The 12,952-nt window shown below is 63.7% G+C and carries 11 protein-coding genes; 4 read left to right on the top strand and 7 right to left on the bottom strand.

The window, feature by feature from the left end; all coding sequences use genetic code 11:
- Positions 1–12: 12 nt before the first annotated feature.
- Entirely contained in the window at positions 13–1,206 is a 1,194-nt protein-coding gene (locus C0456_RS02565) for a porin (RefSeq protein WP_291047911.1), read from the bottom strand.
- Positions 1,207–1,328: 122 nt separating this feature from the next.
- Between C0456_RS02565 and C0456_RS02560 the strand changes: the two genes are divergently transcribed.
- The 4 genes from C0456_RS02560 to holA are packed head-to-tail and all read left to right on the top strand — an operon-like array spanning position 1,329 to position 5,870.
- Positions 1,329–1,751 carry a DUF3576 domain-containing protein gene (locus C0456_RS02560; RefSeq protein WP_291047909.1) on the top strand — a complete coding sequence of 141 codons (423 nt, stop codon included), beginning with the start codon at positions 1,329–1,331 and terminating at the stop codon, positions 1,749–1,751.
- A 50-nt stretch (positions 1,752–1,801) separates the two neighbouring features.
- Positions 1,802–4,369, top strand: coding sequence for a leucine--tRNA ligase (gene leuS, locus C0456_RS02555; RefSeq protein WP_291047907.1), 2,568 nt, complete (start codon positions 1,802–1,804; stop codon positions 4,367–4,369).
- The gene (locus C0456_RS02550) at positions 4,366–4,839 is read left to right on the top strand and encodes an LPS assembly lipoprotein LptE (RefSeq protein WP_291047904.1); all 474 of its coding nucleotides are present in this window, start codon (positions 4,366–4,368) and stop codon (positions 4,837–4,839) included. The genes leuS and C0456_RS02550 overlap by 4 nt, the downstream gene beginning before the upstream one ends.
- The gene (holA, locus tag C0456_RS02545) at positions 4,839–5,870 is read left to right on the top strand and encodes a DNA polymerase III subunit delta (RefSeq protein ID WP_291047901.1); all 1,032 of its coding nucleotides are present in this window, start codon (positions 4,839–4,841) and stop codon (positions 5,868–5,870) included. The genes C0456_RS02550 and holA overlap by 1 nt, the downstream gene beginning before the upstream one ends.
- A gap of 33 nt (positions 5,871–5,903) precedes the next feature.
- On the opposite strand, the gene C0456_RS02540 is transcribed toward holA, so the two are convergent.
- The 6 genes from C0456_RS02540 to rho all read right to left on the bottom strand — a co-directional run bounded on the left by C0456_RS02540 (position 5,904) and on the right by rho (position 12,921).
- Positions 5,904–6,884, bottom strand: a complete 981-nt coding sequence (locus tag C0456_RS02540; protein ID WP_291047898.1) for a ParB/RepB/Spo0J family partition protein — start codon at positions 6,882–6,884, stop codon at positions 5,904–5,906.
- Positions 6,881–7,687 (bottom strand): ParA family protein, encoded by an 807-nt coding sequence (locus C0456_RS02535; protein WP_035597362.1) that lies wholly within the window; start codon positions 7,685–7,687, stop codon positions 6,881–6,883. Before C0456_RS02535 ends, C0456_RS02540 begins: the two co-directional genes overlap by 4 nt.
- Positions 7,680–8,303 (bottom strand): 16S rRNA (guanine(527)-N(7))-methyltransferase RsmG, encoded by a 624-nt coding sequence (gene rsmG, locus C0456_RS02530; protein ID WP_291047896.1) that lies wholly within the window; start codon positions 8,301–8,303, stop codon positions 7,680–7,682. The genes C0456_RS02535 and rsmG overlap by 8 nt, the downstream gene beginning before the upstream one ends.
- A 3-nt stretch (positions 8,304–8,306) precedes the next feature.
- Complete coding sequence (gene mnmG / locus C0456_RS02525; protein ID WP_291047894.1) at positions 8,307–10,172, bottom strand: tRNA uridine-5-carboxymethylaminomethyl(34) synthesis enzyme MnmG; 1,866 nt, start codon at positions 10,170–10,172, stop codon at positions 8,307–8,309.
- 64 nt (positions 10,173–10,236) lie between these two features.
- Positions 10,237–11,562: a tRNA uridine-5-carboxymethylaminomethyl(34) synthesis GTPase MnmE gene (mnmE, locus tag C0456_RS02520; protein WP_291047892.1), complete on the bottom strand. Its 1,326-nt coding sequence runs from the start codon at positions 11,560–11,562 to the stop codon at positions 10,237–10,239.
- Between the two features lie 12 nt (positions 11,563–11,574).
- The gene (rho, locus tag C0456_RS02515; RefSeq protein WP_367179190.1) at positions 11,575–12,921 is read right to left on the bottom strand and encodes a transcription termination factor Rho; all 1,347 of its coding nucleotides are present in this window, start codon (positions 12,919–12,921) and stop codon (positions 11,575–11,577) included.
- Positions 12,922–12,952: the final 31 nt, after the last annotated feature.

Genomic DNA, 12,952 nt, shown 5'->3' with positions numbered 1-12,952 from the left:
TAAAGCGAGGAATTACAGGGAACGTGTGATTTCGATCACAATGCCGTTGCGACTCCCCCCCGTGGAGGGGATCTGCCCGCCGGAATTCAGGTATCCAGTATCCACGTCCCGCCAGCCGGATGCAAGCCGCCAGTCCTCATTCGGCGTCCAGACCAGGCCGATCTGCCAGCTGTCACTGCTGAGGCCGGCAAATTCATCTTCTGCGCCAGAGACTTCCGCGACCGCCTGCAGCTTTCCAAACGGAATGGCGGCCGAAACGGCCCAGGCCGAATAGTCCCCCGGCCCGGCGGCAATGCCATTGTTTGATTCCAGATAGCTGCCGCCGAGGCGCAGGCGGGAGAACTCTGCCGAGGCACCCGCCGACCAGGTCTCGACCGTCCCATAGAGGGTGGGGTCTGGCGCAAAGCGGGCTTCGGCCTGGCTGTAGGCGGCGGCCGCGCGCAGGCGGACCCCACTTTGCGGCAGGCGGCGGGAGAGATTGAGCGCCACCTCGAAGGCGTCTTCTATCTGGGGACGGGGCGATCCTGGAAAGTCGCTTTCAGTGTCCCGGTCCACGCCCCGGCGATCAGCGGTGGGTGTGTAGGAGACCCCGCCGCGCAGGCCGAGGATGCGGGGGGTAGCGTAGCTGATCTTGGCGGCCGGGCCGGTGAGATCATGATCGGTGCGGGCGATGATCTGGCCGGTGGGATCGAGCGCCGGATTGACGAGGCCGGCATGAGCAAAGAGCGCCGGGCCACCCTCAAAGAAGCGGGTGGCGATGCCTTCATCCGCGCCAAGGCGCGCTTCGCCATAACCGCCGTCTATATAGATGTAGGCCGTCTCCAGGCTGATCCGCAGATCACGGTCTGCCGGGGTGTCGCCGCGGGCAAGGCCGCTGAACGCGCCGCCTGAGGAGGCCCCTGCCCCGGCCGAGGGCGGGAAGACGCCGCTGAACCCCGCGCGGGCGGGATGGTCGCGCTGAAGCTCCAGCCCGCCGACCGCGCCGATCTCGGCCCCGTTCATCAGCACATAGTTGATCGCCATGCGGGCCTTTGCGAGGCCAAGGATGGCTTCATCTGCATCGGGCGCGGCGACCAGCGCGATCTCCACGCCCGCCTCGCTTTCGACCCCGCCCGGATCATCCCACACATCCTGGGCCGAAGCCGCCGGGGCGAGCGCCACCATCGGCGCGGCAAGGGCGAAGGCAAGCAGGCGGGCGTTAAGCATCACGGGCGGCTCCATCACGGGCGCTGCGGCTGACTCAGCCAAGCGCATAACAATACTGGCGAGGCCAGAACCCCCTTGTTATACACGCCGGGTCAACAAGGAATTGCATGCGGAAAATGAACATGATCAAGCCGATCCTCACCGCCGCCTTTGCCGGCCTGCTGCTCGTCTCGGGCTGCCAATCGCGCGGTAAAGCCAATGATGGCCCGCTTGTGGTCCAGTCGGTCGGCGCATCGAACCCGTATCTGTGGCGCGCCACGCTGGATACGCTGTCCACGCTGCCGCTTCAGTCCACCGATCCGATCGGCGGCATCATTTCCTATGACTGGAAAAGCTTTCCGGACACGCCGAACGAGCGCGTGAAGGCCACCGTGTTCATTCTGGACTCGCGCCTGCGCGCCGATGGCGTGAAGGTCACCGTTCACCGCCAGGTGAACACCGAGGGCCAGTGGACCGATGCGGCCGCTGACCCGGAAACGGCCATCCAGCTGGAAAACAAGATTCTTGAACGGGCGCGACTTCTTCGGACCTCTCAGATCCGCTAAAGCCCCGATAGAAGACTTACGTAATTCAATTCCATTCAAGGGAGCCCAGGATGGCCACCCGTTATGATCCGCAGAGCGCGGAGCCCCGCTGGCGTGAAGCCTGGGAGAAGGCCGACATTTTCAGGACCAAGGTGCCAGCCGAGGCGCCCGGCGCGCCCAAAGCGTTCGTCCTCGAGATGTTCCCCTACCCTTCCGGCCGCCTGCATATGGGCCATGTGCGCAACTATGCGATGGGCGACGTGGTGGCCCGGCACAAGCGCGCCAAGGGTTATAATGTGCTTCACCCGATGGGATGGGACGCGTTTGGCATGCCGGCGGAAAACGCCGCCATGGAACGCAAGGTTCACCCCGGCAAATGGACGTATGCCAACATCGAGTCGATGAAGGCACAGTTCCGCAAGCTCGGCCTGTCACTCGACTGGAGCCGGGAGTTTGCGACGTGTGATCCCGAATACTATGGCGCCCAGCAGGCCCTGTTCCTGAAACTGTTCGAGAAGGGCCTTGTCTATCGCAAGGCCTCGAAGGTGAACTGGGACCCGGTGGACAATACGGTGCTGGCCAATGAGCAGGTGATCGACGGGCGCGGCTGGCGCTCGGGCGCCCTGGTCGAGCAGCGCGAGCTGACGCAATGGTTCTTCAAGATTACCGCGTATGCGGATGACCTGCTCGACGCGGTTCAGAAGCTGGAGCGCTGGCCGGAGAAGGTTCGCACGATGCAGGCCAACTGGATTGGCCGGTCCGAAGGCCTGGAGATGACCTTTGCCTTTGAGGGCGCCGCGCCAGCCGGCTTTGAAAAGGGCATCCCCGTTTTCACCACACGGCCGGACACGCTGTTCGGGGCGAGCTTTGTTGCTCTGTCGCCGGATCATCCACTGACGATCCAGCTGGCGGAAAAGTCTGATGCGCTGAAAGCGTTCCGCGCGAAATGCGCCCAAGTCGGCACCAGCGAGGAAGCGATCGAAAAGGCCGAGAAGCTGGGCTTCGATACCGGCCTGACGGTCGCTCATCCGTTCGAACCGGGACGGACGGTTCCGGTCTGGGTCGCAAACTTCGTGCTGATGGGATACGGCACGGGCGCCATCTTCGGCTGCCCGGCGCATGACCAGCGCGATCTCGACTTTGCCCGCAAGTTCGGGCTGGACGTATTCCCGGTGGTGCTGCCGCCGGGCGCGGATGCCGGAGCGTTTGAGGTGGGCACCGAAGCCTATACCGGACCCGGACATATATATAAGTCTGGTTTCCTCGACGGGCTCTCCATCGAAGACGCCAAGCGCGCGGCGATTGCGAAGATCGAGGCTGACGGCCAGGGCGAAGGCAAGGTGAATTACCGCCTGCGCGACTGGGGCGTTTCGCGCCAGCGCTATTGGGGCTGCCCGATCCCCGTGATCCATTGCGAGGAGTGCGGCGTGGTGGGCGTTCCGCAGGCGGATCTTCCGGTGCGCCTGCCGGAGGATGTGACCTTTGATGTGCCCGGCAATCCGCTGGACCGGCACCCAACCTGGAAGCATGTGAACTGCCCGAATTGCGGCAAGCCCGCGCGCCGGGAGACCGATACGCTCGACACCTTTGTCGACAGCTCCTGGTATTATGCCCGCTTTGCGAGCGCGACCGATCCGGCCGAGCGTGCCTACTGGCTGCCGGTGGACCAGTATATTGGCGGGGTGGAGCATGCTGTGCTGCACCTCCTCTATTCGCGCTTCTTCTCGCGCGCGATGCGGGATGTGGGCGAGCTGGACCTGCCATCGGGCGAGCCCTTTGCGGGTCTCTTCACGCAGGGCATGGTAACGCACGAGACCTACAAGTCCGAGGCCGGAACATGGCTGGAGCCTTCCGCCATCGAACGGAAGGACGGCAAGGTGTTCGAGATTGCCACCGGCAAGCCGGTGAAGGTCGGCGCCATCGAGAAGATGTCGAAGTCCAAGAAGAACACGGTCGATCCCGACGCCATCGTCGCCACCTATGGGGCCGATGTGGCGCGCTGGTTCGTTCTGTCTGACTCTCCGCCCGAGCGGGATGTGGAGTGGACCCAGTCTGGCGCCGAGGGCGCGGCGCGCTTCGTTCAGCGGGTCTGGTCCTTCGTTGACGCTCTGCCCGAGACGGGCCCCTTCCCTGCCCCCGCCAGCGATGACGCCTCGACCGCGCTTCGCAAGGCAAGCCACAAGGCCGTCGCCAGCATCGACAAGGCCATCGAAGAGTTCCGCTTCAACTCCGCCATCGCCACCGTGCATGAATGGGTGAACACGCTGAAGAAGGCCGAGTCTGATCCGGCGACCCTCGGCGCGCGGGCCGAAGGGGCCGACATGCTGGCCCGCTGCCTGGTGCCGTTCATGCCGCACCTGGCCGAAACCTGCTGGGAACGACTCGGCAAGCCGGGCCTTGTTTCACAGGCGAGCTGGCCGGAGGTGGACGCTTCGCTGGTGGTTGATGATAACGTGACGCTGGCGGTTCAGGTGAACGGCAAGCGGCGCGGAGAAATCACCGTTGCCAAGGACATGGCGGCCGGGGATGTGGAGGCAGCCGCCAGGGCCCTGCCGGAAGTGGCCAGCTTCATCGAGGGCAAGAGCGTGAAGAAAACGATTGTTGTGCCCGGCCGGATTGTGAATATCGTGGTCGCATGAAGCACGTCGTCGCCGCCCTGCTGCTCGTTGCTACCGCCGCGTGCGGCTTTCAGCCGGTCTATGCGCCGGTCAACGGACAGCATGCCGAATCCGGCCTGATCTCGGTTTCACCCATTGAAGGCCGCCAGGGGCATATGCTCCGCCGCGCGCTTCAGGAAGAGCTGGCCGTGGGGCTGCCGGGTCTCACCGAGCAGGTCACGCTGACGGTCAATTTGCAGAGCGACCTTACCCGGTTGGCGCTGTTGCCCGACGGGGCAGCGTCCCGCTCCAGCATCATGGCGAGCGGAAGCTACCGGCTTGAAGGCGAGAATGTGCGGGTGACGGGACGGTCCGATGTCGAAACCGGCTTCCTTGTACCGGACTCGCCCTATGGCGATATTGCCGCCCAGACCGATGCGGGTGACCGCGCGATGCGGGTTCTGGCCAAACAGATTGCCGACGATATCCGCCTGAAATTTGCGAGCCCCTGATGCTGCACAAGGGACGCGCGGCGGAGGGTTTCGCCCGGCGGCCTGATCCGGAAGTCTGGGCCGTGCTCGCCTTCAGCGAGGATGAAGGGCTCTCCTTCGATGCCGGGCAGAGCCTGATCGCCAGCTGGGGCGGCAAGCAGGGCATGGATGTGACCGTGCTCGATGACGACGCGATCAAGAAAGAACCCGCCCTCCTCTTCGATGCGCTGGAGGCCGTCTCGTTGCTGGGGGATGCGCGCGCCGTTCGCGTGCGCACCAGCGGCGACAAGATTGCCGCTCTCCTGGGCGAAGCGATCGAGGCGGGCGACAAGGACCCCCAGCGCTTTGCCGCAAAGCTGGTGATCGAAGCGGGCAGCCTTCCGGCCCGGTCCAAACTCCGCGCGGCGGCCGAAAGCGCCAAACGCGCCGCCTGCCTGCAGTTCTTCGCCGAAGAAGAAGCCGATGTGGCCAGCCGCGTGAAGACTGCGCTTCTGGCCGAAGGCGCGGTGATAGACCCCCCTGCCCTCGACGCTTTCGTGGGTGATCTTCCCGGAAACCGGGGGCTTGCCAATTCGGAAATCGAGAAGCTCGCCCTCTATGCCCGCGGCCTCGGCCGGCCGCTGACCCTGGAAGATGTCCGCGCGCTTTCGGCAACGGATGTGAAACAGGCGATTTCCGGCATTGTCTCCGCCGCGCTGGACGGGCGGCCGGGCGAAGCGCAGACTGCCTTCGACAAGCTTTCCGAGAACGGAACGAGTGGCATCTCGATCCTGCGCTCGCTTCAGATGGAAGTGCTCCGGATGCTGAGCGCACATGAGAAGATCGCCGGCGGGGATGGAAACCCCGGCAAGTATCTCCGCCCGCAAGTCTGGCCGAACGAATGGCCGGCCTTCCGCGCGCGCCTTAGCAAATGGCCCGCGCGCCGCCTGATGCGGGTGATGGAACGCATCCATGATGCCGAGCGTCAGACGAAGCTCGCTGGACCAACGGGCGATCCCGTGATCCGCCTGCTGATTAACGATCTGGCAAGGGCTGCCGAAAACGTTCGTTAACGGATTATTTATTCCGCAGGCCTGCCAGGCGCTTCACTCCGGCGCGCGGCGCTTGGCCGTCAGGCGGCGGCACACCTCGTCGAGCTGTTCCAGGTCGCGGTACTTGATGCGGATCTCGCCGCCATGCTTGCCGTGGCGGATATCGACATCGAGGCCCAGCGTGCGGCTGATGTCTGCCTCGAGCGCTTCGGTGTTGATGTCCTTGACCGGCGGGGCCAGGCTGTCCATCGACTTGGTTTCGATCGGCGCATTGTTGCGGGCGTCGCGCGCGCGCGCCTCGACCTCACGGACGCTGAGCCCCTTCTCTACCGCCAGCTCGATCAGGCCTTCGGGATCTGGCGCGCCGAGCGCGGCGCGGGCATGGCCGGCGCTGATCCGGCCTTCACGGACATGGGTGCGTGCGCCGTCGGGAAGCTGAAGCAGACGCAGCGTGTTGGTGATATGCGCGCGGCTCTTGCCGACGCTGGAGGCAAGGCTTTCCTGTGTCCGGCCGAAGCGCTTCATCAGCGCCTCATAGGCCTCAGCCTCCTCGATCGGGTTGAGGTCTGAACGCTGGACGTTTTCGATGATGCCGATCTCGAGCAGTTCCAGCTCGTCGGCATTGCGGATCACGGCGGGAATGGAGGTGAGGCCCGCCATGCGCGCAGCGCGCCAGCGGCGCTCCCCGGCGATGATCTGATACTTGCCTTCTTCCTTGGGATCAGGACGGACGAGGATCGCCTGAAGCACGCCCTTTGCCTTCAGCGACTCTGCCAGCTCCCGCAGGTTTTCCTCGGTGAAGGTCCGGCGCGGCTGGGCCGGGTTGCGCCGGATATTGTCGAGCGCGATCTCGCTGGCCCCTTGCCCGCCAGGGGTAGCATTGGTGCCAGCCGGGACCGCTTCCCCCGGAGACGACGCCGCCGCAGGCTGCGCCACCGGACGGACATTCATCGCCTCGACTTCGCCGATCAGCGCAGAAAGACCCCGGCCGAGCCGGCTGGGGCGTCCGCGATTGTCTTCTGCCGGATCGCTCACGCCGCCCTCGCCTTTTCTCGTTGCAGCACTTCGGAGGCGAGACGGATATACGCCTCGCTGCCGGGGCAACGATAATCATAGAGGAGCGCCGGCTTGCCGAAGGACGGCGCCTCCGACAGGCGGACATTGCGCGGAATGACCGTATTATAGACTTTCGAGCCGAAGAAGGCGCGGACCTCATTGGCCACCTGGTCTGACAGGCTGTTGCGGCGGTCGTACATGGTCAGCACGACGCCCTGGATTTCGAGCGTCGGATTGAGGCCGGAGCGGACCACTTCGACGGTGCGCAGAAGCTGGGTCAGACCTTCCAGAGCAAGGAACTCGCACTGGAGCGGAACCAGCAGCGCGTCCGAGGCGGTCATCGCATTGACGGTCAGCGCCGAAAGCGATGGCGGGCAATCGATCAGGACATAGTCATACTTGACGAGGCCGCCCTGTTCGACCCGGTCGATATAGGAGTGCAGCGACTCCTTGAGGCGGTATGACCGGTGGGCATCGCCGGCAAGCTCGGTTTCGACCCCGGACAGGTTCTCATCACCCGGAACAATGTCGAGACGCGGAACGATGGTCGAGAGGACAGCCTCCTCGAGCGGCACGCGATCGACCACCAGATCATAGGAGGTCATCAGGCGCTCGGCACGTGAAATGCCAAGACCGGTGGACGCGTTTCCCTGGGCATCGAAATCGACGATCAGAACGCGGCGGCCGACGGCGGCGAGCGCGGTCCCGAGATTGATGGAGGTCGTCGTTTTGCCGACACCTCCCTTTTGATTCACCACAGCGAAGATTCTGGGCCTAGTCATGACGACGTAAGACCTCCCTGACAATCAAAATGACGCCTGACCCACCACTGCGACTTGGAATCGCTTCATAAGCGAAATTCCACCTTTGGCGGGCTTCAGTCAATTCTTCTTTCCAGCGTTCGCCCTTCGGGAAAACCCCCGTTGCACCTTTTCGGAGCCAGGGAGATGCGTATTCCAGAAGTTGTGACATTGGCGCAAAGGCCCGTGCGGTAACGATATCGGCTTTGCTGGGCGGCGCTGCTTCAATCCGGCCCTGATAAACGGCGGCGTTGAGACTGGCCGCCTCGATGGCCGCGCGAAGGAAAGCGCATTTCTTGCCGACCGATTCCATCATCGTGACATGGGCGCCGGGCCGGGCCGCCGCGATGATGAGGCCAGGAAAGCCGGCGCCCGATCCGAGATCCACCACGCGGGCGGTTTCGGGGATATGGTCCAGAAGCTGCCAGGAGTCGCCGACATGGCGCGTCCAGATCTGGGGCCACTCTTTCGGGCCGATCAGATTGGATTTCTGCCGCCAGACATCGAGCTCCGAAATGATCCGGTCCAGACGGTCCAATGTTTCACGTGAAACATCATTGGCGGCCAGAAAGGCCGCGCGGTCGTCTTGCGCGCTCATCTTTTACCCCGCTTTGCGGACACGGCGGACGTGGCCGAGTAGCGCCGTCAGCGCGCCCGGTGTGACGCCTTCAATCCGCGCAGCCTGACCGAGTGTGCCCGGACGGACCGCTTTCAGCTTCTGGCGGACCTCATTCGAGAGGCCGCCGATCAGGTCATAGTCGAGATCGGCGGGAAGGGTCAGCGCTTCATCGCGGCGGAGCGCGGCCACATCCTCAGCCTGGCGATCCAGATAGGCCGAATAGAGCGCTTCGATTTCGATCTGAGCAATGATGTCTGGAGGGAGCTCAGAAAGCTCGGGCCAGACGGCCACCAGATGCGCGAAGCTGATCTCCTTATAAGAGAGATATTCCCAGGCTGAGCGGACGCGGCCATCCTGATTGACCGCCCATCCATTACGTGCGGCAGCCGCCGGACTGAGATTGAGACTTTTCAGAAGATTCCGGGCCGATTCCAGAGCCCGATGTTTCACGTGAAACATTGCGGCGCGTTTCTCGCCCACGACACCGGCCTCGATGCCTTTCTGGGTAAGGCGCTGGTCGGCATTATCGGCGCGCAGCGCAAGCCGGTATTCGGCGCGTGAAGTGAACATCCGATAGGGCTCAGTCACGCCGCGGGTCACCAGGTCATCGATCAGGACGCCGATATAGGCTTCAGCCCGATCAAAAATGACCGGGTCTTTTCCGGCGGCGGCGCGCGCGGCGTTGAGGCCGGCCATCAGGCCCTGAGCGCCGGCTTCTTCATATCCGGTTGTCCCGTTGATCTGGCCCGCCAGATAGAGACCCGGCATGAGTTTGACTTCCAGCGCCGGGCTCAGCGCGCGCGGATCGACATAGTCATATTCGATCGCATAGGCGTGCTGGAGGATGGTGACTTCTTCCAGCCCGGGGATTGTCCGGATGAACTTCTCCTGGACCTCTTCGGGAAGCGAGGTGGAGATGCCGTTCGGATAGACGGTGTGATCGTCGAGGCCCTCTGGCTCCAGAAACACCTGATGCCGGTCGCGGTCTCCGAAGCGGTTCACCTTGTCTTCGATGGAAGGGCAATAGCGCGGGCCGCGTCCGGAGATGGCGCCGGAATAGACTGCGGACTCTTCCATATGGGCTTCGATGATCGAATGGGTTTCCGGCGTCGTCCAGGTGATACCGCACTGGACCTGCGGGACCGTGATCTCGGAGTTGAGGAAGGAGAACGGGATCGGCTGGTCATCGGCCGGCTGCATCTCGAGCCGGTCCCAATGGATGGTGCGGCCGTCGAGGCGGGCGGGCGTACCGGTCTTGAGGCGGCCCATCGGCAGGCCGATGGCATAGAGCCGGTCAGACAGGCCAAGCGCGGGCGCTTCCCCAATCCGGCCGGCAGGAATGCGTTTGGCGCCGATATGGATCACGCCCTTGAGGAAGGTGCCCGTGGTGATGACGACCCTGGCCGCTGAATAGCGTTTGCCGGTGAGGCCGATCACGCCCCGGATGGTGCCATCCTCGACGATCAGATCCTCGGCGCCGTCTTCAATGAGGGTGAGGTTTGGATAATCGGCCAGCTCGGCCTGCATCGCTTCGCGGTAGAGCTTGCGGTCGATCTGCGAGCGGGGCCCCCAGACGGCCGGGCCCTTGGACCGGTTGAGCATCCGGAACTGGATGCCGGCCTTGTCCGCCATCCGGCCCATGACGCCATCGAGCGCATCGATCTCGCGCACGAGATGGCCTTTGCCGAGCCCCCCGATGGCGGGGTTGCAGCTCATCTCGCCAATCGTCGACAGCCTGTGGGTGATGAGCGCGGTGCGCGCGCCAAAGCGGGCGGACGCGGCCGCCGCTTCGCAGCCGGCATGGCCGCCACCAATGACAATAACGTCGAAATCCGGGAAGTCCGGCATTAACCAACCCTTAAGCGCTGCTTGAGGCGGCTATATAACGCCGGGCGCCCTCAAACCCTAGGGGTCATTTTCCGATGCAGAATTTGGAGAAGACAGCGCTCAGAACATCTTCCACATCGACCTTGCCGATGACTGAGGAGAGTTGGCGCAGAGCCATGCGGACGTCTTCTGCGGCAAGTTCGGCGCCGATATCCTGGGTGAGGGCGTCGCGGGCAGAGACCAGGCTGGCGAGACCGGCAGCGAGCTTTTCCCGGTGACGCGCGCGGGTGATGACCGGCGCCTCGACCGAGGCGGCCCGCTGGGAGACGAAACCGGCAATCGAGGCTTCGAGCGTATCCATGCCTTCGCCTGTTGCCGCCGAGAGGGGCAGCGCGCCTTCGGGCCCACGGATGCCCGGCCGGGCGTCCGCCTTGTTGAAGACGACAATATCCTGTGTCTCGATCGGGCCGGGGGGAGGGGAGGGGGCCGCGCCATCGATCACATGGATGCGGAGGTCCGCCTCGGCCGCCGCGCGGATTGCCCGGCGGACGCCTTCAGCCTCGACCACATCCTCGGTTTCCCTCAGACCGGCGGTGTCTGCAATCCAGACAACCTGACCGCCGAGGATCACCCGCACCTCGACGACGTCGCGCGTCGTGCCGGCGATGTCGGTGACGATGGCCGCTTCGCGCCGGGCAAGCCGGTTGAGGATGGACGACTTGCCCGCGTTCGGCGGGCCGACAATGGCAATGCGAAAACCATCGCGGATGCGCTCGCCAACCCCCCGGTCGCCGAGGGCGGTTTCGATCTCGGCGATCACCTTGCCGAGGCGCTGAAGGATGGGGGCGGCGGTATCTTCGGGGACATCGCCTTCATCGGGAAAGTCGATCATCACTTCGATGAGGGCGAGCGCGCCGGTCAGTTCCTCGCGCCAGGCCTCATAGATTTCGGTGAGGCCGCCGCCGAGTTGGCGAAGGGCTTGGGATTTCTGCGCGGACGTTTCCGCTTCGATGATGTCAGCTACGCCCTCGGCCTCGGTAAGATCCAGTTTACCATTTTCAAAGGCACGCCGCGTGAACTCCCCGGGCTCAGCCAAACGTATTCCGGGAACGGATGTCAGTGCACGGAGGGCATGATCGATGACGGCCGGGCCACCATGCAGGTAGAGCTCGAGTGTATCTTCGCCGGTATAGGAGTTTGGGGCGCGCGCATGGAGCGCGAGGCCCTGGTCGATCTGCTCGCCGGCGGCGTCATATATATATGTCAGCGCCGCGCGTTTGGGTTCCGGCAATCCGGACGCGAGAAATCGCTCTCCGACCTCGGCAACCGCCGGGCCGGAAATGCGGATGATGGCAATGGCCGACGGCGGAGGGCCCGAGGCGAGAGCGCAGATTGTGTCGCGCGCGCCCATCGGGCCGCTCCTCTAGTTCTTCATCGCTTCGAAGAATTCTTCGTTGGTCTTCGTCTGCTTCAGCTTGTCGAGCAGGAATTCGACCGCATCGGTCGTGCCCATCGGGCCAAGGATGCGGCGAAGGATGTAGATCTTCGAAAGCTGGTCCTGCGGCGTGATGAGTTCTTCTTTCCGCGTGCCTGACTTCATGATGTCGATGGCCGGGAAGGTCCGCTTGTCGGCAATCTTCCGGTCGAGAACGACTTCGGAGTTACCGGTGCCTTTGAATTCCTCGAAGATGACTTCATCCATCCGGCTGCCGGTATCGATCAGGGCGGTGGCCACAATTGTCAGCGAGCCGCCATTCTCGACATTCCGCGCGGCGCCGAAGAAACGCTTCGGGCGCTGCAGGGCGTTGGCATCCACACCGCCGGTCAACACTTTGCCGGAGGAGGGGACGGTGGTGTTATAGGCGCGGCCAAGACGGGTGATCGAGTCGAGGAGGATCACGACATCACGCTTGTGTTCGACAAGGCGTTTGGCCTTTTCGATGACCATTTCGGCCACCTGGACGTGGCGGGTCGCCGGCTCGTCAAAGGTGGAGGCGACAACTTCGCCCTTCACCGTGCGGCGCATGTCGGTCACCTCTTCCGGGCGCTCATCGATCAGCAGAACGATGAGGTAGCATTCCGGATGGTTTTCTTCGATGGCCGCGGCGATGTTCTGCATCAGAACCGTTTTACCGGTGCGCGGCGGGGCAACGATCAGGGCGCGCTGGCCTTTGCCGATCGGCGAGACGATGTCGATGACGCGGCCCGAACGGTCTTTCTTGGTCGGATCGCGGCTCTCCATCTTGAGGCGCTGTTCCGGATAAAGAGGGGTGAGGTTGTCGAAGTGAACCTTCTTGTTGGCCTTCTCCGGTTCCTCGAAATTGATGCGGCTCACATCGGTCAGCGCGAAGTAACGCTCGCTGTCCTGCGGGGCGACGATCGGGCCTTCGACCGTATCACCGGTGCGGATGTTGGCCTTCTTCAACACTTCGGGACTGACATAGATGTCGTCCGGGCCGGGCAAGTAGTTTGATTCCGGCGAGCGCAGGAAGCCGAATCCGTCGGTGAGAACCTCGAGCACGCCCTGGCCGGTGATTTCGACTTCGCTGTCAGCGAGTTCCTTGAGGATCGCGAACAGCATGTCCTGCGTCCGCATCGAGGAGGCGTTCTCGATCTCGAGCTCCTCGGCATAGGCGAGGAGTTCTTCAGGCGACTTCGCCTTGAGTTCGCGCAGAGTCACACTGGTAAGGTTGTCGAGCATCGTGGAAGCCATTCGGGCAGTATCCGGACTTGGAATAGTCAAAAGGGGAGGGGCCGGGCGAAAATACATCGCGGCGCCAAAGGACTTGGCGGGCCAGCCC

This window comes from Hyphomonas sp., assembly GCF_013823385.1.
Taxonomy (GTDB): domain Bacteria; phylum Pseudomonadota; class Alphaproteobacteria; order Caulobacterales; family Hyphomonadaceae; genus Hyphomonas.
Note: the sequence above shows the minus strand (reverse complement) of the source record. Positions and strands in the feature narration are given on the sequence as shown.